Origin of the sequence: Variovorax endophyticus (assembly GCF_025376855.1) — a bacterium.
Taxonomy (GTDB): Bacteria; Pseudomonadota; Gammaproteobacteria; order Burkholderiales; family Burkholderiaceae_C; genus Variovorax.
On sequence record NZ_JAHUTH010000007.1, the window covers coordinates 145,168 to 170,026 of the forward strand.

20 protein-coding genes are annotated in these 24,859 nt (G+C 70.6%); 17 read left to right on the forward strand and 3 right to left on the reverse strand.

From position 1 onward, the window contains the following. Positions 1–15 precede the first annotated feature (15 nt). The 7 genes from KV106_RS11375 (at position 16) to KV106_RS11405 (ending at position 8,524) form a co-directional block, all read left to right on the forward strand. Positions 16–1,392, forward strand: coding sequence for an amidase (locus KV106_RS11375; RefSeq protein WP_261210351.1), 1,377 nt, complete (start codon positions 16–18; stop codon positions 1,390–1,392). A 35-nt stretch (positions 1,393–1,427) separates the two neighbouring features. After that, on the forward strand, positions 1,428–2,417 hold the full coding sequence (locus KV106_RS11380; RefSeq protein ID WP_261210353.1) for a tripartite tricarboxylate transporter substrate-binding protein: 990 nt from the start codon (positions 1,428–1,430) through the stop codon (positions 2,415–2,417). Positions 2,418–2,433: 16 nt separating this feature from the next. After that, positions 2,434–3,870 carry an amidase gene (locus KV106_RS11385; RefSeq protein WP_261210356.1) on the forward strand — a complete coding sequence of 479 codons (1,437 nt, stop codon included), beginning with the start codon at positions 2,434–2,436 and terminating at the stop codon, positions 3,868–3,870. Between the two features lie 25 nt (positions 3,871–3,895). Next, the gene (locus KV106_RS11390; RefSeq protein ID WP_261210358.1) at positions 3,896–4,474 is read left to right on the forward strand and encodes a DNA-3-methyladenine glycosylase I; all 579 of its coding nucleotides are present in this window, start codon (positions 3,896–3,898) and stop codon (positions 4,472–4,474) included. 130 nt (positions 4,475–4,604) lie between these two features. After that, complete coding sequence (locus tag KV106_RS11395) at positions 4,605–5,717, forward strand: CaiB/BaiF CoA transferase family protein (RefSeq protein ID WP_057598115.1); 1,113 nt, start codon at positions 4,605–4,607, stop codon at positions 5,715–5,717. A 50-nt stretch (positions 5,718–5,767) separates the two neighbouring features. Next, a complete protein-coding gene (locus KV106_RS11400) occupies positions 5,768–7,327 on the forward strand; it encodes a long-chain-fatty-acid--CoA ligase (protein WP_261210361.1) in 1,560 nt (519 codons plus the stop codon). 48 nt (positions 7,328–7,375) lie between these two features. Further along, positions 7,376–8,524, forward strand: a complete 1,149-nt coding sequence (locus tag KV106_RS11405; RefSeq protein ID WP_093343300.1) for an acyl-CoA dehydrogenase family protein — start codon at positions 7,376–7,378, stop codon at positions 8,522–8,524. Positions 8,525–8,528: 4 nt separating this feature from the next. Here KV106_RS11405 and KV106_RS11410 read toward each other — a convergent pair whose 3' ends face one another. Then, on the reverse strand, positions 8,529–11,249 hold the full coding sequence (locus tag KV106_RS11410) for a LuxR C-terminal-related transcriptional regulator (RefSeq protein WP_261210364.1): 2,721 nt from the start codon (positions 11,247–11,249) through the stop codon (positions 8,529–8,531). Between the two features lie 135 nt (positions 11,250–11,384). Here KV106_RS11410 and KV106_RS11415 point away from each other — a divergent pair, with 135 nt between their 5' ends. Both KV106_RS11415 and KV106_RS11420 read left to right on the forward strand, forming a co-directional pair. Then, positions 11,385–12,167: an SDR family NAD(P)-dependent oxidoreductase gene (locus KV106_RS11415; protein ID WP_057589659.1), complete on the forward strand. Its 783-nt coding sequence runs from the start codon at positions 11,385–11,387 to the stop codon at positions 12,165–12,167. 80 nt (positions 12,168–12,247) lie between these two features. After that, a complete protein-coding gene (locus KV106_RS11420) occupies positions 12,248–13,279 on the forward strand; it encodes a DMT family transporter (RefSeq protein ID WP_261210368.1) in 1,032 nt (343 codons plus the stop codon). A 21-nt stretch (positions 13,280–13,300) separates the two neighbouring features. Here KV106_RS11420 and KV106_RS11425 read toward each other — a convergent pair whose 3' ends face one another. Continuing rightward, positions 13,301–13,810, reverse strand: a complete 510-nt coding sequence (locus KV106_RS11425) for a MarR family winged helix-turn-helix transcriptional regulator (RefSeq protein ID WP_261210370.1) — start codon at positions 13,808–13,810, stop codon at positions 13,301–13,303. 134 nt (positions 13,811–13,944) lie between these two features. On the opposite strand from KV106_RS11425, the gene badH reads away from it, so the two are divergent. The 8 genes from badH (at position 13,945) to KV106_RS11465 (ending at position 23,365) form a co-directional block, all read left to right on the forward strand. Then, positions 13,945–14,712, forward strand: coding sequence for a 2-hydroxycyclohexanecarboxyl-CoA dehydrogenase (badH, locus tag KV106_RS11430; RefSeq protein ID WP_261210372.1), 768 nt, complete (start codon positions 13,945–13,947; stop codon positions 14,710–14,712). 33 nt (positions 14,713–14,745) lie between these two features. After that, the gene (gene badI / locus KV106_RS11435; protein ID WP_057589662.1) at positions 14,746–15,528 is read left to right on the forward strand and encodes a 2-ketocyclohexanecarboxyl-CoA hydrolase; all 783 of its coding nucleotides are present in this window, start codon (positions 14,746–14,748) and stop codon (positions 15,526–15,528) included. A gap of 22 nt (positions 15,529–15,550) precedes the next feature. After that, positions 15,551–16,702 (forward strand): cyclohexanecarboxyl-CoA dehydrogenase, encoded by a 1,152-nt coding sequence (gene aliB, locus KV106_RS11440; RefSeq protein WP_261210375.1) that lies wholly within the window; start codon positions 15,551–15,553, stop codon positions 16,700–16,702. 47 nt (positions 16,703–16,749) lie between these two features. Then, positions 16,750–18,414 carry a cyclohexanecarboxylate-CoA ligase gene (gene aliA, locus KV106_RS11445; protein ID WP_261210377.1) on the forward strand — a complete coding sequence of 555 codons (1,665 nt, stop codon included), beginning with the start codon at positions 16,750–16,752 and terminating at the stop codon, positions 18,412–18,414. Between the two features lie 55 nt (positions 18,415–18,469). After that, complete coding sequence (locus KV106_RS11450) at positions 18,470–19,462, forward strand: Bug family tripartite tricarboxylate transporter substrate binding protein (protein ID WP_261210379.1); 993 nt, start codon at positions 18,470–18,472, stop codon at positions 19,460–19,462. A 16-nt stretch (positions 19,463–19,478) separates the two neighbouring features. Continuing rightward, positions 19,479–20,258 (forward strand): enoyl-CoA hydratase-related protein, encoded by a 780-nt coding sequence (locus KV106_RS11455; RefSeq protein WP_261210381.1) that lies wholly within the window; start codon positions 19,479–19,481, stop codon positions 20,256–20,258. Between the two features lie 90 nt (positions 20,259–20,348). After that, positions 20,349–21,527 (forward strand): acetyl-CoA C-acetyltransferase, encoded by a 1,179-nt coding sequence (locus tag KV106_RS11460; RefSeq protein ID WP_208508608.1) that lies wholly within the window; start codon positions 20,349–20,351, stop codon positions 21,525–21,527. 197 nt (positions 21,528–21,724) lie between these two features. Continuing rightward, complete coding sequence (locus tag KV106_RS11465; protein WP_261210385.1) at positions 21,725–23,365, forward strand: long-chain-fatty-acid--CoA ligase; 1,641 nt, start codon at positions 21,725–21,727, stop codon at positions 23,363–23,365. A 194-nt stretch (positions 23,366–23,559) separates the two neighbouring features. On the opposite strand, the gene KV106_RS11470 is transcribed toward KV106_RS11465, so the two are convergent. After that, a complete protein-coding gene (locus KV106_RS11470) occupies positions 23,560–24,828 on the reverse strand; it encodes an acyl-CoA thioesterase/bile acid-CoA:amino acid N-acyltransferase family protein (RefSeq protein ID WP_261210387.1) in 1,269 nt (422 codons plus the stop codon). Positions 24,829–24,859: the final 31 nt, after the last annotated feature.

The window sequence follows — 24,859 nt, forward strand, 5'->3', positions numbered from 1 at the left end:
CTTCGAGGAACGACCATGGATCTGATGGAGCACGGCGCCGTGGCGCTGGCCGCGCTGGTGCGGCGCAAGGAAGCCTCGCCGGTGGAGATCGTGCAGGCTGCGCTCGCGCGCATCGAGGCGCGCCGCGAGCTCAATGCCTTCATCACCGTGACCGCCGACGAGGCGCTGGACGCCGCGCGCCGCGCCGAGGCAGCCGTGATGGCCGGTGAATCGCTGGGCCCGCTGCATGGCATTCCCTATTCGGTCAAGGACCTGACGCTGACGGCCGGCGTGCGCACCACCATGGGCTCGGCGATTTACGAGGACTTCGTGCCCAAGGACGACGCGGTGGCCGTGGCGCGCGCCAAGGCCGCGGGCGCGATCCTGATCGGCAAGACCCTCACGCCCGAGTTCGGCCACAAGCAGGTGCCGACGGCGCCGCTGTTCGGCCGCACGCTCAATCCCCTCAACCCGGCCTATACGCCCGGCGCCTCGAGCAGCGGTGCCGCGGCCGCGGTGGCGGCCGGCATGGGGCCGCTGGCGCTGGGCACCGACGGCGGCGGCTCGATCCGCATTCCCGCGGCCTGCTGCGGCATCGTCGGCCTCAAGGCCACGCTCGGCGTGGTGCCGCACCTGCAGGCGCCCGACCTCTATTCGGCCAACTCCTTCACCGGTCCGATGGCGCGCGACGTGGCCGACACCCGGCTGCTGTTCGAGGCCATCGCGGGCTTCGATGCGCGCGATCCCTGGGGCGCGGGCAGCGCGCCGCCGCGCCGTGCCGCGCCCGTTTCGCTGCGCGGGCTGCGCGTGGCCTGGCTGCCGAGCGCGGGCAACCGCGTCGATCCCGAGGTGGAGGCCATCGCGGGCGCGGCCGTGCAGGCGATGGCGCGCGAGGGCGCCAGCGTCGAGACCGTGCAGCTCGATTTCGTCTCGCTCGAGAAGCATTTCCTGGTGGTGCTGCAGTCGCTGCTGGCCGCGCGCGTGGGCGCCAACCTCGAGCGCTTCGGCAACCGGCTCGATGCCTCGCTGATCGACGCGGTGCAAAAGGGCCGGCGCCACACGGCCGTCGACCTGCACGAGGCCACCTTCGCCAAGACCCGCTGCTTCAACGAGCTGCAGGCGCTGTTCGAACGCTTCGACGTGCTGGTGTCGCCCACGCTGTCGGCGCCGCCGCTGCCCATCGACATGGACGTGAGCGGCGAGATCGAGATCGCCGGCCGGCCCGCGGGCACCGTGCGCGGCGCCTGGTATCCCTACACCTACCCGATGAACCTCACGGGCCATCCCGCGCTGTCGATGCCCTGCGGCCGCAGCGCCATCGGCCTGCCGATCGGGCTGCAGCTCGTGGGCCGCTGGTACGACGACCACTACCTGCTCGATGTCGCAGCGTTGGTCGAGCAGGCGCTCGGTTGAGCGATCCCCCTTACTTTTTCACCGCGAGGTCTTCCATGCCGTCCTTCATCCGCCGATCCCTTGCCGTCGCGGCCCTCGCGGCCTGCGTCCTTCCAACGGCCCAGGCCCAGCTGCCGCCGGGCCTCGCGGGCGGCAACCTGCGCATCGTCGTCGGCTATGCGGCCGGCGGCGCGGCCGACACGGTCGCGCGCCTCTATGCCGAGCAGCTCAAGGACGCGGGCTTCGGCAGCATCGTGGTCGACAACAAGCCCGGCGCCTCGGCGCGCCTGGCCTGGGACACGGTCAAGAAGGCCAAGCCCGACGGCCTCACGCTCTACCTCGCGCCGTCGCCGCTGCTCACCATCCTGCCGCTGACCTACAAGACGCCGGGCTACGACGCCGACAAGGACCTGGTGCCGGTCTCGCTGCTGGTCGAGATTCCCACCGCGGTCGTCACCGGCGCCGGTCAGCCCTACAGCTCGATGAAGCAGTACGTCGAATGGGCGAAGAAGAACCCGAGCAAGGCGACGCTGGGCCTCGCGACCATCGGCAGCTCGGGCCACCTGGGCGCCTTCGCGCTCGCCAAGGCGCAGGGCTTCGAGCTCACGCCCGTGGCCTACCGCGGCGCCTCGCCGATGCTGATCGACGTGGTCGGCGGCGAGCTGTCGATGGGCTGGGATGCGGCGGCCAGCATGATGCCGCTCTACAAGGGCGGCAAGATCAAGTTCCTCGGCTTGAGCGGCGACAGGCGGCTGCCGGCTTTGCCCGACGTGCCCACGGCCAAGGAGCAGGGCTTCGGCGAGTTCGTCGCGGCCACGAGCTGGTATGCGGTCTATGCGCCCGCGGGCACGCCGGCTGCCGCGCTGTCGGCGCTGGAGCGCGGCTTCCTCGCGGCCGCGGCCAAGCCCGAGCTCGCGCGCAGCCTCGAGGCGGCCGGGCTGGTCGCCCATGCCGAGGGCCGCGCCGAGCTCGCGCAGCGGGCGCAGCGCGAGCGCAGGAACTGGGAGCCGATCGTCAAGGCGGCCGGCATCGTCATCGACGAATAGCACGCACGAAGGCTCGATGTCCATGCCCGACGATTCGCTCTTCTTCACGCCCGCGAGCGAGCTGGCCGGCCTGATCCGCGCGCGCCAGCTCTCGCCGGTCGAGCTGGTGACGGCGGTGCTCGCGCGCGCCGAGCGCCTGCAGCCCACGCTCAACTGCTTCATCACCCTGACGCCCGAACGCGCGCTGGCCGAGGCCCGCCGCGCCGAGGACGCCATCGCGGCCGGCCGGCCGCTCGGCGCGCTGCACGGCATTCCGTTCACCGTGAAGGACCTCGTCAACACCGAGGGCGTGGCCACCACCTTCGGCGCCGTGATCCACCGCGACAACGTGCCGAGCGAAGACGCCGTGAGCGTGGCGCGGCTGCGCGCCCACGGCGCGATCCTGATCGGCAAGACCACCACGCCCGAGTTCGGCTCGGGCCCGCTGACCAACTCGCCGCTGTTCGGCAGCACGCGCAACCCGTGGAACCTCGCGCGCACCTGCGGCGGTTCGAGCGGCGGCGCCGCGGCCGCGGTCGCCGCGGGCATCGCGCCGCTCGCGGTCGCCACCGACGGCGGCGGCTCCACGCGCATCCCGGCCGCCTGCAACGGCGTGGTCGGCATCAAGCAGTCGGTCGGCGTGATCCCGCACAGCCAGGCGCAGGACCTCTACGGCAACCAGACCTACGTCACGCCGATGACCCGCACCGTGGGCGACACCGCGCTGATGCTGCAGGCGATGGCCGGGCCGTCGCCGGTCGATCCCTGGTCCATCGGCCTGCGTTCGCACGACTACGTGGCGGCCGCCGCCAGCTCCGGCGACCTGCGCGGCCGCCGCGTGCTGTGCTGCGCCGCGCCGCCGGGCCGGCCGGTGTCGGCCGACGTGGCGCGCAACTTCGAGGCCGCGCTGCGCACGCTGAAGGATCTGGGTGCAAGCATCGAATACTTCGACGGCGCAGGCTTCGAGGTCGAGCCGATCTGGCGCGCGATCAACCACACGGTGTGGCGCGCGCGCTTCGGTCCGCTGGTCGAGCGGCATCCCGACAGCTTCAGCGAGACCTTCCGGCGCCAGGTCGAATCGGCGGCCGGCGTGAGCGGCGTCGAATACCAGGAGGCGATGTTCGCGCGCTCACAGCTGTTCAAGCGCGTGCAGGCGCTGTTCGAGCGCGCCGACCTGCTTGCCATGCCCACGCTCACGCGCTCCGCGGTGGCGCTCGAGCAGGACCTGTTCGCGCCGCTCGACATCGACGGCCAGCCCTACGAGAACGTGCGCGCGCACTGGTATCCGTGGACCATGCCCTTCAACATGACCGGGCATCCGGCCATCAGCCTGCCGAGCGGTTTCGGCGGCGACGGCATGCCGCTGGGCCTGCAGCTCGTGGGCCGCTTCCAGGACGACGCGGCGCTGCTGGGCGCGTCGGCCGCGTTCGAGGCCGCCACGGGATTCATGGCGCGGCGGCCCGCGCTCGCTTGAGGAGCACCGCCGATATCATCGGCGCATGAAGCAACACACCCGCTGCAGCTGGGCCGAGGGCGATGCCCTGATGAGCGCCTACCACGACGCCGAATGGGGCGTGCCCGAGCGCGATCCGCGCATGCTCTGGGAGACGCTGATGCTCGAGGGCTTCCAGGCCGGCCTGGCCTGGATCACCGTGCTGCGCAAGCGCGACACCTTCCGCGAGGCCTTCGCGGGCTTCGATCCGAAGCAGATCGCGCGCTTCGACGAAAAGGACATCGAGCGTCTGATGGGCAACCCCGGCATCATCCGCGCGCGCGCCAAGATCGAGGCCACCATTCGCGGCGCCCAGATCTACAACGAGATGGCAGCGCGCGGCGAGAGCTTCACCGACTTCTGCTGGTCCTTCACCGGCGGCAAGGTGATCGAGAACGACGGCAAGACGCGCACCGTGTCGTCCGAGCTGTCCGAGCGCGTGTCGAAGGAGCTGAAGAAGCGCGGCTTCAAGTTCGTCGGCCCGACCATCGTCTATGCCTGGCTGCAGGCGGTGGGCATCGTCAACGACCACGACGCGGCCTGCTTCCGGCGCGCGCAGGTCGCGAAGGTGGCCAAGGCGGGCTGAACGCCGCGCGCCGGGGCCGGCGCGCCTTTCTCGTCGCTCTTTCGTCTCTTCCGACGATGCGGCAGCCACCGGGCCGCGACAAGATCGTCCTCCACACAGACAAGGCCGCCCGCGGCCAAGGAGACGGACGATGCCGGGCCCATTGCAAGGATTGCGCGTGGTCGAGATGGCCGGCCTCGGCCCCGGTCCCTTCTGCGCGATGCTGTTCGCCGACATGGGCGCCGAGGTGCTGCGCATCGAACGGCCCGGCACGCCGCGCAACCCCCACGACATCCTCGCGCGCGGCCGCAGCCTGCTGCAGATCGACCTGCGCGCCGAGGGCGCGGCCGCCACCGTGCGCGACGCCATCGCGCGCGCCGACGTGCTGATCGAGGGCTTCCGCCCCGGCGTGATGGAGCGCCTGGGCCTGGGTCCGGTCGACTGCCTCGCGCTCAATCCGCGCCTGGTCTACGGCCGCATGACCGGCTGGGGCCAGCACGGCCCGCTGGCGCAGGCGGCCGGCCACGACATCAACTACATCGCGCTGAGCGGCGCGCTGCACGCGGTCGGCCGCGCGGGCGAGCCGCCGGTGCCGCCGCTCAACTACGTCGGCGACTTCGGCGGCGGCGCCATGTTCCTGGCCTTCGGCATCCTCGCGGCACTGCACGAGGCCAAGGCCTCGGGCCAGGGCCAGGTGGTCGATGCCGCCATGACCGACGGCGCCGCGCTGATGTCGGCCATGATGTACGGCCTCAAGGCGGGCGGCCGGTGGAGCAACCAGCGCGGCGAGAACCTGATCGACGGCGGCGCCCACTTCTACGACACCTATGCCTGCGCCGACGGCCGCTACGTGGCCATCGGCGCCATCGAGCCGCAGTTCTATGCGCTGCTGCGCGAGCGCTGCGGCATCGCCGACGACCCGGCCTTCGATGCCCAGATGGACGCCGCGCGCTGGCCGCTGCTCAAGCTGCGCCTGGCCGACGTTTTCCGCACCCGCACGCGCGACGAATGGTGCGCGTTGCTCGAGGGCAGCGACGCCTGCTTCGCGCCGGTGCTCGACTGGGACGAGGCGCCCGCGCATCCGCACAACGTGGCGCGCGGCACCTTCGTCGAGGTCGACGGCGTGGTGCAGCCCGCGCCCGCGCCGCGCTTCAGCCGCAGCGTGCCGCCCGCGCTCTCGGGCGAGCCGCGCGAGGAAGGCGCGGCGCTGCTGCGGCGCTGGGGCGCGGGCGAGGACAGCGCGCCATCGCTGCGCGCGGCCTGAGCACGGCCCCGCGGGCGCGCATCGGCATCGGCAAGACAGAGGAGGCTCCCATGTACCTGACCCAGTCCCTTCACAAGGGCCGCCGCGAGAAGGGCGAGGCCACCGCCATCGTCAGCGGCGCGCACCGCCTCGGCTTCGGCGAATTCACCGACCGCGTCGCGCGGCTCGGCGCCGCGCTCCAGCAGCTCGGCATGGCGCGCGGCGACCGCGTGGGCATGATGAGCCTCAACTCGCACCGCTTCGTCGAATACTTCTTCGGCACCTGGTGGGGCGGCGGCGTCGTCAACCCCGTCAACATCCGCTGGAATCCGAAGGAGGTCGCCTACTCGCTCGACGACTGCGACACCCGCATTCTGCTGGTGGACGACCTGTTCGCGCCGCTGGTCGGCGAGCTGCGCCGGCTCTCCACGTCGCTGCGCACCGTGGTCTATTGCGGCGAGCGCGAGGTGCCCGAGGGCATGGTCGGCTACGAGGCGCTGCTGGCCGGCACCGCGGCCATCGACGACGCGCCGCACACCGGCGACGAGATCGCGGCCGTGATGTACACCGGTGGCACCACCGGCCGGCCCAAGGGCGTGATGCTGAGCCACGGCAGCCTCTGCATCAATGCGCTGGCCACCGTCGCGGCCCTGCCGCGCGATGGGCACGAGGCGGTCTCGATCGTCGCCGCGCCGATGTTCCATGTCGCCGGCTGCGGCATCGCGATCCAGAACATGCTGCGGCTGGTGCCCATGCACGTGGTGCCGATGTTCGACGAGCTCGCGGTGCTCGATACCTTGCAGCAGGCGCGCGTGACCGAGATGTTTTTGGTGCCGACCATGATCAAGCGCGTGATCGAGCACCCGCGCTTCGGCGAGTTCGACCTGTCGCGGCTGAAGCTGCTGTTCTACGGCGCCGCGCCCATCGATGCCGCGCTGCTCGACCAGGCCATGCGCGCGCTGCCGGCCACCGCCTTCGCGCAGGTCTACGGCATGACCGAGCTGTCGCCCGTGGTCACGGCGCTGCCGCCGCGCTGCCATCTGCCGGGCCCCGACCGCGACCGCCTGCTGCGTTCGGCCGGCACGCCGATCGCCATCGCCGAGGTGCGCATCGTCGACGGCGAGGACCGCGAGCTGCCCGCGGGCCAGGTCGGCGAGATCGTCGCGCGCGGGCCGATGGTGATGCAGGGCTACTGGAACAAGCCGGCCGAGACCGAGGCCGCGCTGCGCGGCGGCTGGATGCACACCGGCGACGGCGGCTACATGGACGCGCAGGGCTTCGTCTTCGTGGTCGACCGCATGAAGGACATGATCGTGAGCGGCGGCGAGAACGTCTACTCGGCCGAGGTCGAGAATGCCATCGCGCAATTGCCGCAGGTGCTGATGTCGGCCGTGATCGGCGTGCCCGACGATAAGTGGGGCGAACGCGTGCATGCCGTGATCGTGCGGCGCGAGGGCATGGCGCTCGAGGCCGAGGCCGTGATCGCGCACTGCCGCGCGCAGATCGCGAGCTACAAGTGCCCGCGCAGCGTGGAGTTCCGCGATGCGCTGCCGCTGTCGGCCGCGGGCAAGCTGCAGAAGTTCCAGCTGCGCGATCCCTACTGGGCCGGCAGGCAGCGCCGCGTGGGTTGAAGCCGCGCACAGAACATCAACGAAGAGACGAACGAGGACACGCCAGACATGACGATCGATTTCCGCCGCTCCTGGAGCGATGAGGACCTGGAGCGCTACCGCGACACCGTGGTGCGCTTCATCGAGGCCGAGATGGTTCCGCACGACGAGGAGGCGCGCAAGCGCGGCCACGTCGGCCACGAGATCTGGCGCAAGGCCGGCGCCCTCGGCCTGCTGTGCGCCGACATCCCGGAAGAATACGGCGGCGCCGGCGGCGACTTCCGCCACGAGGCCGTGTTCTACGAGGAAGCCGCGCGCCGCGGCCTGAGCGGCATGGCGACCTCGGTGCACAGCATCGTCGCGCACTACTTCCTCAACCACGGCACCGAGGCGCAGAAGCAGCACTACCTGCCGCGCATGGCGCGCGGCGAACTGGTCGGCGCGGTGGCCATGACCGAGCCCGGCGCCGGCTCCGACCTGCAGGGCGTGCGCACGCGCGCCGAGAAGAAGGACGGCGGCTACGTCATCAACGGCTCCAAGACCTTCATCACCAACGGCTTCCTCGCCGGCGTGGTGCTGGTGGTGGCCAAGACCGATCCCGCGCAGGCCGCCAAGGGCACCTCGATCCTGATCGTCGAGACCGAGGGCTGCGCGGGCTTCCGTGTCGGCCGCGTGCTCGACAAGATCGGCATGAAGGCGCAGGACACCTCCGAGCTCTTCTTCGACGACGTGCGCGTGGCGGCCGATGCCGTGCTCGGCGGCGTCGAGGGCCAGGGCTTCTTCCAGCTCATGGGCGACCTGCCCTACGAGCGCACCATCATCGGCGTCAGCGCGCTCGCCACCATGGAGGGCGCCTACCAGGCCACGCTCGACTACGTGCGCGACCGCAAGGCCTTCGGCAAACCGATCGCCGAGTTCCAGAACACCAAGTTCAAGCTCGCCGAGATCGCGACCCAGATCAAGGTCGGCCGCGCCTTCATCGACCGCTGCGTCGAGGACCTCGTCGCCGGCAGGCTCGACACCGCCACCGCCTCCATGGCCAAGCTCTGGGGTTCGGAGGCGCAGGGCCGGGTGGTCGACGAATGCCTGCAGCTGTTCGGCGGCTACGGCTTCATGAACGAGTACGTGGTGGCGCGCATGTATGCCGATGCGCGGGTGCAGCGGATCTATGGCGGGACCAACGAGATCATGAAGGAGGTGATCTCGCGGGCGTTGTGAGTCCCTACCGGATCACCCCGAGCCGCCGCGCGATCGCCACCGCCTGCGTCCTGCTCTTCGCATCGAGCTTCATGTTGATGTTGCGCAGGTGCGTGCGCACCGTGCTGTCCGACACGAACAGCTTCTCGGCCATCGCGCCGTTCGAATAGCCCTCGGCCAGCAGCTGCAGCACGCGGATCTCCTTGCGCGTCAGCGGCTCGCTGGCCGCGAGGCCGTCGGTGCCCGCGGCGTCGGCGTTCTCCGGCTCGCCGCCATCGGGCAGGGCCATCGGCCCGGCCGCCTGCAGCAGCCGCTGCACGTACTCGCCGAGGATCGGGTCGCTGCTGCCGCGCGCGGTGGCGCTGTCGTGCAGCGCGTGCGCGAAGCGCTGCACCAGCAGCGCGGCGGCCGGGCCCTCGTCGAGGATCAGCCGCATGTAGCCCTCGTGGCTCGCGGTCTTGAGCACCTCGGCGGCTTCGGCGATGGCCTCGGCCAGGCTGCCCGCGCGCTGCAGTGCCAATGCACGCAGCAGCCGCAGCTTGAGCACGCGCCGCAGCCGCGCGACGGCGAGGGCGGCATGCAGCTCGGCATCGATGCTGTCGAGGGCCGCGCGCGCGTCGCCGAAGGCGATCTCCCAGCGTGCGCGCGCCAGGGTCAGGTAGTCGAGCTCGTGCGCGGGCAGGCGCTGGAGCTTCTCGCGCGCCCACAGGGCCGGGTCGTCGGCGCGCGCGAGTTCGTCGCGCGCGGCGGGGCCGTTGCCCTGCAGCAGCAGCATGCGCGAGCGCTCGAGCTTGGCGCCGGCCACCACGCGCGGCAGCTGGCGCTGGTGGCCCAGGTACTCGAGCTCGGTCAGGGCCTGGAACGCAGCATCGATGTCGCCCGCATGGAAGGCGATGCGCGAGCGCATCGCGTGGCTGAGGATCATGTGGTCGGGCAGGCCCACGTCGCGCGCCAGCGGCAGGTAGACGTTGAGCAGGTGCTCGGCCTGCAGCAGTTGGTTCGACTCGTAGACCGAACCCGCATAGAGCACACCGGCCCAGGCGTTGCCGTGGCTGTGGTTGTACGACACCGCATGGGTCGCATCGACCGCCATGCGAAAGCGCGCGGTGGCCTGGCGCAGCCGGCCTTCCTGCAGGTCGAACAGGCCGGCCAGCGACTCGGTGTACATGCGGTTGAAGGTGCTGCTGCCCTGCTGGCGCCGCGCGGCGTCGAGCAGGCGCTGCGCCTCGTGCTGGTCGCCGCGCACCGCGAGGATGTGCGCCATCGCGTTGAGCAGCACGCTGTCGGCGAAGGGCAGGCCGGTGGGCAGCCGCGCCAGGCTCAGGCGGCCGGCCTCGTAGGCCTCGTCGTGCCGGTCCTGCATCGCCAGCAGCAGCGGAATCAGCGTCTGCGCGCTCGCGCGCACCGCGGGCGTGGGGCTGTCGAGGCAGCCCGAGCTCTCGAGCTGCTGCATCGCCTGCCAGGGGCCGTGCGTGAAGCAGGTGGCCCACAGCGCGATCGGCTGCAGCGCGGGATGCTCGCGCAGCTGATGCTCGGGAATGGCCGAGAACCAGCGCGCGAGCATGCGCATGCGGCCCTGCTCGAGGAAGCGGCCGGCATAGCTGTCGAGCAGGGTCAGCGCATGCGGATGGTCGCCGCCCTCGATCGCATGGTCGATCGCGGGCACCGGCCGTTGCTGCGATTCGTACCAGCCCGAGGCCGCGAGATGCAGCCGTGCGATCTCGCCGGGCATCTCGCGCGCCAGCTGGGCGCGCAGGAAGTCGGCGAACAGGCTGTGGTAGCGCCAGGCGCCGTCGCCGTCCGCGCCGCCGTTCACCGGCGTCAGGAACAGGTTGGCCGCGGCCAGCCGCTCGAGGATGGCCGCGCTGTCGGCGCGCGGGTTGAGCGCCTGGCACACCGAGGCATCGAGCTGGCGCAGGATGCTGGTGCGCAGCAGGAACTCGCGCACCTCGGCAGGCTGATGCGCGAGCACGTCCTCGGCCAGGTAGTCGGCCACCGCGCGGTCGGAGCCCGAGAAGCGTTCGACGAAGCCGGTCGCGCTGCCATGGCGCTCGAGCGCCATCGAGGCCAGCCAGATCGCCGCGATCCAGCCCTCGGTCTTGCGGTGCAGCTGCGCGAGCAGTTCGTGCGGCAGGGCCTGCGCGGCGGTATCGCCGGCGTGCGGCCGCAGGCCGAAGAAGGCGCCGGTCTCCTCGAGGCTGAAGCGCAGCCGGTCGGTGTCGATCTCCTCGAGCTGGCCGCGTGCGCGCAGCCGGCCCACGCCGAGGTCGGGCAGGCCGCGCGAGCCGATCACCAGCTTGCCGCCGCGCGGCAGGTGCTCGACGATCTCGCGCACCAGCCCGATCACCGCGGGCTCCTGCACGCCCTCGAAGTCGTCGAGGAACAGCACGAAGGGCGCGTCGTGCGCGGCCAGCGCGGCCACCGCGTCGAAGGGCGTGCGGGCGCGCGGCTCCTCCACGCCGAGGCGCAGCACGGCCTCGCCGAGGCCGGCCAGGAAGCGCGAGACGTCGTTGTCGGCGCGGTCCAGCGTGATCCAGGCGGTGGCGATGCCGCGCGCCTCGATGCGCTCGCGGCTCTGCGCCATGGTGGTGGTCTTGCCGAAGCCCGCGGGCGCGCGCACCAGCACCAGCTTGACCGCGCTGGCCGCGATGCGTTCGCAGATCGCGTCGCGCAGCACCTGCGTGGCGGCGAAGGCCGGCGGGCTGAGCTTGGTCTCGAGGATGCGGGCGGAAGGAGCGGACGACATCGCGAACGGCGGAGTGGGGTGCGGGCCGTGCGGTCGCCGCGGGGGAAAGCGGATACCGTCGGTTCCGACGATGCCCGCGTCGATTCTGCTTCCTAAACTGGCCGGCGCCAAACCATCCAGCAAGGACCTCCGAAGATGCAACTCGATTCCCGCATTGCCGCCGTCGTCACCGGCGGCGCCTCCGGCCTCGGCGCGGCCACCGCGCGGCGCCTGGCCGGCCATGGCGTGAAGGTCGCGCTGTTCGACCTCAACGCGGCGCAGGGCGAGGCGCTCGCGGCCGAGATCGGCGGCGTGTTCTGCCAGGTCGATGTCACCTCCGAGACGCAGGTCGACGCGGCCTTCGAGCGCGCGCGCGCCGCGCACGGCCAGGAGCGCGTGCTGGTCAACTGCGCGGGCACCGGCAATGCGGTGAAGACCGCGAGCCGCGACAAGGCCACGGGCGAGATCAAGCACTTTCCGCTCGCCAACTTCGACCGCATCATCCAGATCAACCTGGTGGGCACCTTCCGCTGCATCGCCAAGTCGGCCGCCGGCATGCTCACGCTCGACATGCTCGAGGACGGCGAGCGCGGCGCCATCGTCAACACCGCCTCGGTGGCCGCGCAGGACGGCCAGATGGGGCAGGCCGCCTACACCGCCTCGAAGGCCGGCATCGTCGGCATGACCCTGCCGATCGCGCGCGACCTCATGAGCGAGGGCATCCGCGTCAACACCATCCTGCCGGGCATCTTCGACACGCCTCTGCTGCAGGGCGCGCCCGACAACGTGAAGGCCGCGCTGGCGGCCTCGGTGCCGTTCCCGAAGCGGCTGGGCAACCCGGCCGAGTACGCGGCGCTGGCGGAGCTGATGATCACCAACGGCTACTTCAACGGCGAGAGCGTGCGGCTCGACGGGGCGATTCGCATGGCGCCGCGGTAGGCGGAGGCGTCGGCGCCGACTTTTTCGCGCCAACCCCCGAATATTCCTCGGTGCCTCGGGGCGTCGCTCCCGGTTGTCCTATGCTCGCGCGCCAGCCACCGGCGCCGCGGCGCGCCGACATCCGCGAGAACTTCAGTTGCCCCTTCGTCTTCATCCTCGAATGCCACGCGACCGCGTGGCGACAGCGCATCGGATTGCGCCGTCCGGAGCCTTCCATGCGTGAGTTCCACAAGGGCGTGCTCTACGCGCTCGCCGCCGCGGCGCTCAATGCAACGATCGGCGTCCTGACCAAGTTCGTGGTGGCGACGGGATTGCAGGCCGATGCCATCGCGGCGCTCAAGACCCTCATCGGATTCGTCGTGGTGGGCGCGATCGGGCTGGCAGGCTTGCGTTCCGGGTGGCGCGGCAAGTGGTGGCAGGCAGCGGCCTGCGCGTTCTTCGGGATCTTCGTGCTGTTCTACTTCGAGACCGCCGCCTACGCGCACGAGGCCACGGCGAACGTGGTCGTGACCTTGATGGCCTTTGCGGCCTTGTCCGCGATCGTGCTGGGCTGGCCGCTGCTGGGCGACAGGCCCGGTCGCTTCCAATGGATCGGACTGGGCATCGCGCTGCTGGGCGTGGGGATGGTCGCCGGCGTGAGTGTCGCCCAGAGCCCTCGTGGCCTGCTGCTCGCGGCGCTCGCCGGCACCGGCTATGGCGTGTTCTCCGTGTTGGTGAAGAAGTTCGGCCTGCCCGGCGGATTCGCGCTCACCGCCCGACTGCTGCTGTTCGGGTCGCTCTACCTGGCGGCGATGGTGCAGTTCGATGCGCTCGCGCGCGTGGAGTGGCGTGCGTCGGCCGTCGGCGCGCTCGTGCTGCTGGCCGTGTTTCCGACCGTCCTGGGTTTCGTCTGCACCACGCGTGCCATCCAATGCATCGCGCCGGGGCAGGTGCAGACGCTCGAGCTTGCCGAGCCGCTGTTTGCGGGTGCCTTCGCCTTCGTCCTGCTGCGCGAGGTGCCGACCGGCTGGGCCGTTGCCGGCGGCGTGCTGGTCGTGCTGGGGTTGTATGTCTCCTCGCGCCAGCCGAGCCCGAGGTATTCGTCCAACGCGGTGACGTCGATCCCCGGATAGGCGTGCGGCGCTGGCGCAGTCTTACTCCGCCGGCTCCTCGGCCCCGCCCTGCCGGTCGTCCACCTTCTGCATGTTGTCGAGGATCTTCAGCAGGTAGTGCAGGGTGTGGGTCACGTCGTTGACCGAGAAGCCCTCGAGCACCTGCTCGTAGTAGGCGTAGATCTTCGGCTGCGCCTCGACCACCCACACATGCTGTCCCGACTCGCTCATCGTCACCAGGCGTGAGCGCCGGTCGCGCCCGTCGGGCGCGGTCTTCACATGGCCGTCGCGCTCCATGCGGCTCAGCAGGCCCGAGAGGTTCTGCCGGCTCACCTTCAGGTAGCGCGCCAGGTCGCCCACGCTCATCCCCCCCTTCGCCTCGTCGCGCGACAACGCGCCGAGCACCGCCCATTGCTGCGTGGTCAGGCCCTCGTTCTCGACCGCGCGGGTGCCCGTTTTATGCAACATGTTGGCACATTGGTAGAGACGAAAGAAAACCCTGTTGGCCAGCGCCATGCGGGCGGAAGCGTCATTTTCATTAGGGGAAACCATAGATATCTTCGTGAACTGGGTTGCACGGCGAAGCTATGCCAACGCATAATACGTCAACATCTTTACCTAAATGTCGATTCGAAGCCGGCGCGACCGGCCAACGATAGCAAGCCCGCGGATCCAAGGAGAACCTGATGCAACGATTCGAAGACAAGACAGTGGTCGTCACCGGCGGCGGTGGCGGCATCGGCGGCGCGACCTGCCGCCGTTTCGCGCGCGAAGGCGCGCGGGTGGCGGTGCTCGACCTGAACCCCGGCGCCGCCGAAACGGTCGCCGCGCGCATCGAGGCCGAGGGCGGCCGCGCGCTCGCGCTGCGTTGCGACATCACCGAGCGCGGGAGCGTCGATGCCGCGGTGGCCGCGGTGCTCGAGCGCTTCGGCGCGATCGACGTGCTGGTCAACAACGCGGGCTGGGACGTGTTCCGGCCCTTCACGAAGACCGAGCCCGCGCAGTGGGAGAAGCTGATCGCCATCAACCTCACGGGCGCGCTGCACATGCACCACGCGGTGCTGCCGGGCATGGCGGCGCGCAAGGCGGGCCGCATCGTCAACATCGCCTCGGACGCGGCGCGCGTGGGCTCCTCGGGCGAGGCCGTCTACGCGGCCTGCAAGGGCGGCCTGGTCGCGTTCACCAAGACCATCGCGCGCGAGCATGCACGCCACGGCATCACCGCGAACGTGGTGTGCCCGGGCCCGACCGACACCGCGCTGTTCGCCGACTACAAGGAAGGCGCGGGCAATCCCGAGAAGCTGATGGAGGCCTTCACGCGCTCCATCCCGCTGGGCCGCATCGGCCAGCCCGACGACCTGCCGGGCGCGATCCTGTTCTTCGCGAGCGACGACGCGGCCTTCGTCACCGGCCAGGTGCTCAGCGTCTCGGGCGGCCTGACGATGAACGGCTGACCCCGGCCCCCTACGGATCCCAAGGAGCAACACATGCAGTTCGAAGACATCCTCTACGACGTGCGCAACCGCGTGGCGTGGATCACCATCAACCGGCCCGAGAAGATGAATGCCTTCCGCGGCCAGACCTGCGACGAGATCATCCGCGCGCTCAACCGCGCGGGCTACGACCGCGAGGTCGGCGCCATCGTGCTGGCCGGTGCCGGCGAGAAGGCCTTCTGCACCGGCGGCGACCAGTCGGCACACGACGGCAACTACGACGGCCGCGGCACCATCGGCCTGCCGATGGAGGAGCTGCACGACGCGATCCGCAACGTGCCCAAGCCGGTGATCGCGCGCGTGCAGGGCTTCGCCATCGGCGGCGGCAACGTGCTGTGCACCATCTGCGACCTCACCATCGCCTCCGAGAAGGCCGTCTTCGGCCAGGTCGGCCCGAAGATGGGCTCGGTCGACCCGGGCTACGGCACCGCCTTCCTGGCGCGCGTGGTCGGCGAGAAGAAGGCGCGCGAGATCTGGTACTTGAACCGCCGCTACAGCGGCGCCGAGGCCGTGGCCATGGGCCTGGCCAACGCGGTGGTGCCGCACGAGCAGCTCGACGCCGAGGTGCAGAAGTGGGCCGAGGAGATCTGCGAGCGCAGCCCCACGGCGATCGCGATCGCCAAGCGCAGCTTCAATGCCGACACCGCGCACCAGGCCGGCATCGCGGGCATGGGCATGTACGCGCTCAAGCTCTACTACGACACCGAGGAGTCGCGCGAGGGCGTGAAGGCGCTGCAGGAACGGCGCAAGCCCGAGTTCCGCAAGTACGCGAAGTAGCCGCGCAGCGAAGAGCACCGCGATGAACCCCTACATCGACGACGACCTCGCCGCGCTGGCCGAGCATGCGCGCCGCTTCGCCACCGGCCGCGTGGCGCCGGGCTTCCTCGAGCGCGACGCCACGCGCGTGCTCGACCGCGCGCTGATGCGCGAGATGGGCGAGATGGGCTTCATCGCGCCCGAGCTCGCCGAGGAACACGGCGGCCAGGGCATGGGCTGCCTCGCGGCCGGCGTGATCCACGAGGAGATCGCGCGCGCCGACCTGAGCCTGAGCTACATCAACCTGCTGGCCTCGCTCAACGGCCAGATCCTGGCCGAGCACGGCCGCCCCGAGGTGGCGGGACCGTGGCTGCGGAAGCTCACGCGCGGCGAGGCGCTGTTCGCGATCGCGCTGACCGAGCCGCGCGGCGGCTCGGACGCGGCCAACCTGCGGCTGCGCGTGGAGCGCGCGGGCGACCACTACGTGATCAACGGCGAGAAGACCTCGATCTCGGCGGCCGACCAGGCCGACGCGGTGGTGGTGTTCGGCCGCACCGGCCCGGTGGAATCGGGCGCGCACGGCGTGACCGCGCTGCTGGTGCCCGCCGATGCGCCCGGCCTCACGCGCAACCGCTTCGACTGCCACGGCCAGCGCGCCATCGGCCGCGGCTCGCTGTTCTTCGAGAACGTGCGCGTGCCGCTCGACCATCGCCTGGGCGAGGAGAACAAGGGCTTCGTGCAGGTGATGCAGGGCTTCGACTTCTCGCGCGCGCTGATCGGCCTGCAGGTGCTGGCCGTGGCGCGCGTGGCACTCGAGGAGACCTGGGACTACGTGGCGCAGCGCGAGGCCTTCGGCAAGCCGCTGTCGGCCTTCCAGGGCGTGTCGCATCCGCTCGCCGACTTCGACACCCAGGTCGAGGCCGCGCGCCTGCTGTGCCTGCAGACGCTGTGGCTCAAGGACCGTGACGCGCCGCACACGGCCGAGGCCGCCATGTGCAAGTGGTGGGCGCCGAAGCTGGCCTACGACGCCATTCATCAGTGCCTGCTGATGTTCGGCCATGGCGGCTACGACCGCGGGCCGATGGAGCAGCGGCTGCGCGACGTGCTGGGCTTCCAGATCGGCGACGGCACGGCCCAGATCATGAAGACCATCGTGGCGCGCACGCGCGCCGGGCGCTCGGCCGTGCCGGCCTGAGCCTGGTCTTGCCCCGGTTTCGCACGACAACGAGGAGACACGACATCATGGAATTCGACGCCGTACTGCTGCCGCCGCGCCGCGCGCGCATGATCGCCGAGGGCCTGTGGCACGACCGCACCATCAACGACGCGCTCGATGCCTGCATCGCGGCCACGCCCGACAAGTTGGCGCTGAGCGCGATGTGCATCGAGGACGGTGCCATCCAGCGCTTCAGCTACCGCGAGCTCGGCCGCATGGCCGACCGCATCGCGGTGGGCCTGTCGCGCCTGGGCGTGGGGCGCGACGACGTGGTGGCCTGCCAGCTGCCCAACTGGTGGCAGTTCACGCTGACCTACCTGGCCTGCTCGCGCATCGGCGCGGTGATCAATCCGCTGATGCACATCTTCCGCGAGCGCGAACTCTCGTTCATGCTGAAGCACGGCGCGGCCAAGGTGATGATCGCGCCGGCGCGCTTCCGCGGCTTCGACTTCGAGGCCATGGTCACGGGCCTGCAGCCCGAGTTGCCCGCGCTGCGGCAGGTGGTGATCGTGGGCGGCGCGGGGCCGAACAGCTTCGATGCCCTGCTCTCGGGACCGGCCTGGGAAGACGCGCCCGACGCCGCCGCGATCCTCTCGCGCGGCCGGCCCGGGCCCGACGACATCACGCAGCTGATCTACACCTCGGGCACCACCGGCGAGCCCAAGGGCGTGATGCACTCGGCCAACACCACCATGGCCAACATCGTGCCTTACGCGCAGCGCCTGGGCCTGGGCGCGGACGACGTGGTGCTGATGGCCTCGCCGATGGCGCACCAGACCGGCTTCATGTATGGGCTGATGATGCCGATCATGCTCGGTGCCTCGGCCGTGCTGCAGGACATCTGGGACCCGAAGCAGGCCATCGCCGCGATCAACGCCGAGCGCGCGAGCTTCACCATGGCGTCCACGCCCTTTCTCTCGGACCTCGCGAAGACGGTGGCCGAGACCGGCACCGAGGTGCCGTCGCTGAAGGTCTTTCTCTGCGCGGGCGCGCCGATCCCGGGCGCGCTGGTCGAGCAGGCGCGGCGCGCGCTCGGCGCCAAGATTGTCTCGGCCTGGGGCATGAGCGAGAACGGCGCGGTCACGCTGACGCGGCTGGACGACGACGACGAGCGCTCGATCCAGACCGACGGCTGCCCGCTGCCCGGCGTGGAGATCCAGGTGGTCGACGTCGACGGCCAGCGCCTGCCTCCGGGCGAGGTGGGCCGGCTGCTGCTGCGCGCCTGTTCCAACTTCGGCGGCTACCTGAAGCGCCCGCAGCTCAACGGCACCGATGCCGACGACTGGTTCGACACCGGCGACCTCGCGCGCATCGACGAGCGCGGCTATGTGCGCATCGCGGGCCGCACCAAGGACGTGATCATCCGCGGCGGCGAGAACATCCCGGTGGTCGAGATCGAGTCGCTGCTCTACCGCCACCCCGACATCGCGATGGCCGCGATCGTGGCCTATCCCGACGAGCGCCTGGGCGAACGCGCCTGCGCGGTGGTGGTGCCGCGGCCCGGCTGCCGGGTCGACCTGCCGTCGATCTCGGACTTCCTCAAGGCGCAGAAGGTGGCGCTGCAGTACATCCCCGAGCGGCTGGTGCTGCGCGAGACCATGCCCTCGACGCCCTCGGGAAAGATCCAGAAATTCAAACTGCGCGAGCTGTTGCGCGCGGAAGAGGCGAACGAGGCGGGCACGGCGGGCTGAGCCCGGCGCGGACCCGAGGACGACAGCACCCCCCAAAACACAACGGAGACAAGACATGGCCATTTCGTTCCCGGCCCCGGCGCGCCTGCGCCGGGCCTTCATCGCGCTCGGCTGCCTCGCGCTCGCGGGCGCCGCCTTCGCGCAGTCGCCCGCGGCCTGGCCCACCAAGCCGATCCGCGTGGTCGTGGGCTTCGCGCCCGGCGGCAGCACCGACGTGATGGCGCGCATCCTCGCGCAGTCGCTGACCGAGTCGCTGGGCCAGACCGTGCTGATCGACAACAAGCCCGGCGCCAGCGGCAACATCTCGGCCGCCGAGGTGGTGCGCGCGGCGCCCGACGGCCACACCTTCCTGATCGCGCCGACCTCGGTCGAGACCGCGAACCCGTCGCTGTTCAAGTCGACCCTGCTGCCCTCGCGCGACCTGTCGCCGGTGGCGACCGTGGGCCGCACCCAGATGTACCTGGTGGCCAAGCCGCAGATGAACGCGAAGGATGCGCGCGAACTGGTCGCGCTGGCGCGCGCCAAGCCCGGCACCTTCTCGTACGCCTCGGCCGGCACCGGCACGCCGCCGCACCTGGCCTGCGAGCTGTTCAAGCAGGCCACCGCGGTCTCGGCCACCCACGTGCCGTACCGCGGCGCCGCGCCCGCGCTGCAGGACGTGCTCTCGGGCCAGGCCGACTTCGTCTGCGACCCGGGCATCGCCTTCCCGCACATCCGCACCGGCAAGGCCAAGCTGCTGGGCATCGTGAGCGCCAAGCGCTCGCCCTTCTTCCCCGAGGTGCCGACCATCGGCGAGCAGGGCTTCCCGGGCGCCGACCTCGACATCTGGTTCGGCATGTGGGCGCCCAACGGCACGCCACCCGAGGTGCTGGCGCGCATGAGCCGCGAGATCGGCAAGGCGCTCGCGCAGCCCGCGCTGAAGTCGCGCTATGCCGACCTGGGCGCGGAGCCGGTGGCGATGGACACGCCCGAGTTCCGCAAGCTGCTGGCCGAGGAGGGCGCGGTGCTGTCCGCGCTGATCGCCCGGCAGAAGATCGTGGTCGACTGAACGGGAGCCGGCCCGCATGCAGCTGGAAGCACCGATCCTCGTGCGCGCCGAGGGCCGCGTCGGCGTCGTGACGCTGAACCGCCCGCGGCAGATGAACGCGCTGAACGACGCGCTGATGGACGCGCTCGGCACCGCGCTGCTGGCCTTCGATGCAGATGCCGGCATCGGTGCCATCGTGCTGACGGGCGACGAGCGCGCCTTCGCGGCCGGGGCCGACATCGCGGCCATGGCCGAATGGGACCATGCCGAGGTGGTCGCGCAGGAGTTCATCACGCGCAACTGGGAAACCATCCGCCGCGTGCGCAAGCCCGTGATTGCCGCGGTGGCGGGCTTCGCCTATGGCGGCGGCTGCGAGCTCGCGCTGGCCTGCGACATCGTGCTGGCGGCCGAGTCGGCACGCTTCGCGCTGCCCGAGGTCAGGCTCGCGATGCTGCCGGGTGCGGGCGGCACGCAGCGGCTGCCGCGCGCCATCGGCAAGGCCAAGGCGATGGAGATGTGCCTGGCCGCGCGCGTGCTCGATGCGCACGAGGCCGACCGCTACGGGCTGGTGTCGCGCGTCGTGCCTTCCGCCTCGCTGATGGACGAGGCGCTGGCGCTGGCCGCGCGCATCGCCGGCTTCTCGCTGCCGGCGCTGGTCGCGATCAAGGAGTCGGTCAACCGCGCCTGGGAGTCCTCGCTGTCCGAGGGCATCCTGTTCGAGCGCCGGCAGCTGCATGCGCGCTTTGCGACCGAGGATGCGCGCGAGGGCATGCGGGCCTTTCTCGGCCGGCGCGAGCCGGTGTTCCGCCACCGTTGAGCCGCGCCCAAAATCGTCCGATCCGACGACGCCCGCCGTATCCTGGGGGCCAACAATTCCCAGAGTCCCATCGAAGCCCCAGGAGAACCCATGCCCGAAGCCTATATCGTCGCCGCCGCCCGCACCGCTGGAGGCCGCCGCAACGGCCGCCTGGCCGGCTGGCATCCCGCCGACCTCGCCGCGCAGGTGCTCGACGCGCTGGTCGCGCGCACCGACGTCGACCCCGCCGCCATCGAGGACGTCATCATGGGCTGCGTCGGCCAGGCCGGCGAGCAGTCCTCGAACATCGCGCGCAACGCGGTGCTGGCCTCGCGCCTGCCCGAGTCGGTGCCGGCCACCTCGGTCGACCGCCAGTGCGGCTCGTCGCAGCAGGCGCTGCATTTCGCGGCCCAGGCCGTGATGTCGGGCAGCATGGACGTGGCGATCGCGGCCGGCGTCGAGAGCATGACGCGCGTGCCCATGGGCCTGCCGACCACCTTGCCGCTGAAGAACGGCCTGGGCTTCTATGTCAGCCCCGGCATGCAGAAGCGCTACCCCGGCGTCGAGTTCAGCCAGTTCACGGGCGCCGAGATGATCGCCGCCAACTACGGCATCGCGCGCGCCGAGCTCGATGCCTATGCGCTGCGCAGCCACCAGCTCGCGGCCGCGGCCACGCGCGCCGGCCACTTCGAGCGCGAGATCGTGCCGGTGGCGGTGCGGCTGGCCGATGGCAGCGAGCCCGGCGAGATGCACCTGGCCGACGAGGGTATCCGCGGCGACGCGACGCTCGAGAGCATCGGCGCGGTCAAGCTGATCGCCGAGGGCGGGCGCGTGACCGCCGCGACCGCGAGCCAGATCTGCGACGGCGCCAGCGGCGTGATGGTGGTCAACGAGCGCGGCCTCAAGACCTTCGGCCTGAAGCCGCTCGCGCGCATCCACCACATGAGCGTGATGGGCCACGACCCGGTGATCATGCTCGAGGCACCGATCCCGGCCACGCAGCGCGCGCTGCAGAAGGCCGGCATGAAGATCTCCGACATCGACCTGTTCGAGGTCAACGAGGCCTTCGCGCCGGTGCCGCTGGCCTGGCTGCAGGTGACGGGCGCCGATCCCGAGCGGCTCAACGTCCACGGCGGCGCCATCGCGCTCGGCCATCCGCTGGGCGCCTCGGGCACCAAGCTCATGACCACGCTCGTGCATGCGCTGGGCCAGCGCGGCAAGCGCTACGGGCTGCAGACCATGTGCGAGGGTGGCGGCATGGCGAACGTGACGATCGTCGAGCGGCTCTGAGGCGCGAGAGAAAGCGGATACCGGACGCAGAGGACGCGAAGGTTTCGCGAAGGGCGCGAAAGAACAGCCGAAATGATGGGGCCGTGCTTCGGCGGCCATTGCACCCCGAACAAGGCCCGCAAGGCCATGAGCAACCTTCGCGTCCTCTGCGTCCGGATGTCCGCTTCCCCGAATTCCGGCAGAAAAAGGAGACACCCATGTTCGGATTGATGCAGGACCGCCCGCTCTTGATCTCGTCGCTGATCGAGCATGCCGCCACCTTCCACCCGCACACCGAGATCGTGGTGCGCAGCGTCGAAGGACCGATCGTGCGCACCGACTACGGCGCGGTGCACCGGCGCGCGAAGCAGGTGGCCAATGCGATGGCGCAGCTCGGCATCGCACCCGGCGACCGCGTGGGCACGCTGGCCTGGAACACGCACCGGCACCTGGCGCTGTACTTCGGCGTTTCGGGCGCGGGCGCGGTGCTGCACACCGTCAACCCGCGGCTCTTTCCCGAGCAGATCGACTACATCGTGAACCACGCCGAAGACAAGGTGCTGTTCTTCGACACCAGCTTCGCGCCGCTGGTCGAGAAGCTCGCGCCGGGCCTGCGCTCGGTGCGCGCCTTCATCGCGATGACCGACCGCGCCCACATGCCGGCGATCGACGTGCCGAACCTGCTGTGCTTCGACGAGCTGATCGATGCGCAGAGCGAGGACTACGACTGGCCCGAGTTCGACGAGCGCACGGCCTCGTCGCTGTGCTACACCTCGGGCACCACGGGCAACCCCAAGGGCGTGCTCTATTCGCACCGCTCGACCGTGCTGCACTCGCTGATGGAGTGCACGCCCGACACCTTCGGCGTGAACTCGGGCATGACCTTGCTGCTCGCGGTGCCGATGTTCCATGCCAATGCCTGGGGCATGCCGTACGCGGCGGCGATGGCCGGCGTCAAGCTGGTGATGCCCGGCCCGCATCTCGACGCGCAGAACCTCTACGAGCTGATGCGCGACGAGAAGGTCAGCATCTCGCAGGCCGTGCCCACCGTGTGGCTGATGCTGTTCCAGTACTTCGATGCCCATCCCGAACTCGATCCGCGCGCGTTGGGCCTCAAGCGCATCGGCCTCGGCGGCGCCGCCACGCCGCGCAGCATGATCGAGCGTTTCGAACGCGACTTCGGCGCCGACTTCGTGCAGGGCTGGGGCATGACGGAGACCAGCCCGATCGGCGTGATCGGCAACCTGCTGCCCAAGCATGCGGCCTTGAGCGAGGACGAGAAGATCGGCATCAAGATGAAGCAGGGCCGCGGCGTCTGGGGCGTGGCGCTCAAGATCGTCGGCGAGGACGGCCGGCGCCTGCCGCACGACGGCAAGGCCTTCGGCCACCTGCATGTGCGCGGGCCGTGGATCGCGAGCGGCTACTTCCGCGGCGAGGGCGGCAGCGTGCTCGATGCCGAGGGCTTCTTCCCGACCGGCGACGTGGCCACCATCGATGCCGACGGCTATGTGCAGCTGGTCGACCGCGCGAAGGACGTGATCAAGTCGGGCGGCGAATGGATCTCGTCGATCGACCTCGAGAACGCGGCCAGCGCCCATCCGGCGGTGGCCGAGGCCGCGGTCATCGGCATCCCGCATCCGAAGTGGACCGAGCGGCCGCTGCTCATCGTGGTGAAGCGGCCCGGCAGCGAAGTGACCGCTTCGCAGCTGCGCGATTTCCTCGCGCAGCGCGTTGTCAAGTGGTGGCTGCCCGAGGATGTGGTCTTCGTCGACAGCCTGCCGCATACGGCCACCGGAAAGTTGCTCAAGACCCGCCTGCGGGAAATGTTCAAGGGATATGTCGCGGCCAAGTCGGTTTGATGACTTGTTCGATTTTTCTGTGGACAACTCTGTGGGTTGTGCGGGGAGCGGATTCGCGAAGCGAGGATTGGCGGGGCTTCCCGCCACATTGCCTGTTGAATAGGCAGGGGTGCGCGGGCGTGCAAAAAAGACTGCGCCACCTCGCGGTTCCGTCCGAAAAATCGTGGTAAGGCGACGGAAATCCGGGGGCGGTTTCAGCGCTGCAGTGCATCACGCAAGAAGGCGAGCATGCGTGGCCACGATGCACTGCGCGCCCGCGCATTGCCCTCGGGCGTGCCGCCCATGTCCATCGTTTCGCCGGATATCGCATGGACCGAGCGCGTCATGGTGGTCGGCGCGTTCGGCCACGCGATCGAATGGCCGGCGCGCGGGTAGCTCAGGTGCTCGGCGCGGTGCGGAAATCTTTTCTCGAGCAGGCGCTGCAGCGCGAAGTCGGCGAGATCGGTCGAGGGCCACAGGCCATCGGCCTCGCCCGAGATCAGCAGCACCGGGCCGTTGATGTTCTCGACCCGTATCGCGGTCTGCTCCACCAGCGCGGGATCGCGCAGCGGGATCAGGTACCAGTCGAAGCTGTCTTCTCGCGCAAGGCCCTTGGCGACGGCTTCGTCCCACTGCGCATGCGTGAGCGTCGAGGCGAAAGCGATCTCCTGGCCGTCCAGCGTCCATGCGCCGTGGCCGCTCGCGGGATAGGCGGGCCATACGATGCCGCTGGGCACATAGCCGATCACGCAGCCGATGGCGGGACAGTGCGCGCCGAGCAGCAGCGCGAGTTCGCCGCCGCGCGACACGCCCACGGTGCCGATGCGGTCGGCCCGCACGCCGGGCTGTTCGGCCAGCCATTCGAGCGCGGTGCCGAAGTACTCGAGCGGAATGCGGTCGAGCGTGGGCGGCAGTCCCTCGGCCGCGAAGTAGGCCAGCGCCAGCGCGGCGAAGCCATGCGAGGCGAGCAGCGCGGCCATCTCCTGCGACCACGCCAGGCCGCCGTTCGATCCGCCGAGCACGAGCACGGCCGGATGCGGACCCGCGCCCGCTGGTTCGAACAACCGGCCGACCAGGCCGCGTTCCCTGACCTCCCTTTGGCGCACGCCGTCGCCGACGTACACGCGGCGGATCGAGACCGAGACCGCGCTGCCGTCGCTCTCGCGCACCGCGCTGAGCGTGGCGGTCAGCGGATCGTCGTGCAGGACCGCGATGCCGCCGATGCGCTCGGGCGGCACCAGCGCGCGCGACCAGAACAGGCCCATCGCGTCGGCGCGCTCGTAGCTGCCCGCGACCGGCGACTGCCGCGCGGGATCGACCGTGCCGCTGGCGTCGGCCACGAAGTGGGCCTCCGATTGCATCACCTGATGGCCGAAGCGGTTGCACAGCTGCAGCACGACGCGCTCGCCGGGTGCGAGACCGCGCAGGCGGATCTCCAGCGATTGGTCGACGAGGCACTGCGATGGCAGGGGATCGAATTTCATGCCCGCATTCTCCCCGCGCCACCTTCGGCGC

Bases quoted from the DNA above. Each gene is read 5' to 3' on its own strand.
- KV106_RS11425 (WP_261210370.1), bottom strand. From the start codon at position 13,810: ATGGTTTCCCCTAATGAAAATGACGCTTCCGCCCGCATGGCGCTGGCC.
- KV106_RS11400 (WP_261210361.1), top strand. From the start codon at position 5,768: ATGTACCTGACCCAGTCCCTTCACAAGGGCCGCCGCGAGAAGGGCGAG.
- KV106_RS11470 (WP_261210387.1), bottom strand. From the start codon at position 24,828: ATGAAATTCGATCCCCTGCCATCGCAGTGCCTCGTCGACCAATCGCTG.
- badH (WP_261210372.1), top strand. From the start codon at position 13,945: ATGCAACGATTCGAAGACAAGACAGTGGTCGTCACCGGCGGCGGTGGC.
- KV106_RS11390 (WP_261210358.1), top strand. From the start codon at position 3,896: ATGAAGCAACACACCCGCTGCAGCTGGGCCGAGGGCGATGCCCTGATG.
- KV106_RS11460 (WP_208508608.1), top strand. From the start codon at position 20,349: ATGCCCGAAGCCTATATCGTCGCCGCCGCCCGCACCGCTGGAGGCCGC.
- KV106_RS11385 (WP_261210356.1), top strand. From the start codon at position 2,434: ATGTCCATGCCCGACGATTCGCTCTTCTTCACGCCCGCGAGCGAGCTG.
- KV106_RS11380 (WP_261210353.1), top strand. From the start codon at position 1,428: ATGCCGTCCTTCATCCGCCGATCCCTTGCCGTCGCGGCCCTCGCGGCC.
- KV106_RS11420 (WP_261210368.1), top strand. From the start codon at position 12,248: ATGCTCGCGCGCCAGCCACCGGCGCCGCGGCGCGCCGACATCCGCGAG.
- KV106_RS11450 (WP_261210379.1), top strand. From the start codon at position 18,470: ATGGCCATTTCGTTCCCGGCCCCGGCGCGCCTGCGCCGGGCCTTCATC.
- KV106_RS11455 (WP_261210381.1), top strand. From the start codon at position 19,479: ATGCAGCTGGAAGCACCGATCCTCGTGCGCGCCGAGGGCCGCGTCGGC.
- KV106_RS11410 (WP_261210364.1), bottom strand. From the start codon at position 11,249: ATGTCGTCCGCTCCTTCCGCCCGCATCCTCGAGACCAAGCTCAGCCCG.
- badI (WP_057589662.1), top strand. From the start codon at position 14,746: ATGCAGTTCGAAGACATCCTCTACGACGTGCGCAACCGCGTGGCGTGG.
- KV106_RS11395 (WP_057598115.1), top strand. From the start codon at position 4,605: ATGCCGGGCCCATTGCAAGGATTGCGCGTGGTCGAGATGGCCGGCCTC.
- KV106_RS11405 (WP_093343300.1), top strand. From the start codon at position 7,376: ATGACGATCGATTTCCGCCGCTCCTGGAGCGATGAGGACCTGGAGCGC.
- aliB (WP_261210375.1), top strand. From the start codon at position 15,551: ATGAACCCCTACATCGACGACGACCTCGCCGCGCTGGCCGAGCATGCG.
- aliA (WP_261210377.1), top strand. From the start codon at position 16,750: ATGGAATTCGACGCCGTACTGCTGCCGCCGCGCCGCGCGCGCATGATC.
- KV106_RS11375 (WP_261210351.1), top strand. From the start codon at position 16: ATGGATCTGATGGAGCACGGCGCCGTGGCGCTGGCCGCGCTGGTGCGG.
- KV106_RS11465 (WP_261210385.1), top strand. From the start codon at position 21,725: ATGTTCGGATTGATGCAGGACCGCCCGCTCTTGATCTCGTCGCTGATC.
- KV106_RS11415 (WP_057589659.1), top strand. From the start codon at position 11,385: ATGCAACTCGATTCCCGCATTGCCGCCGTCGTCACCGGCGGCGCCTCC.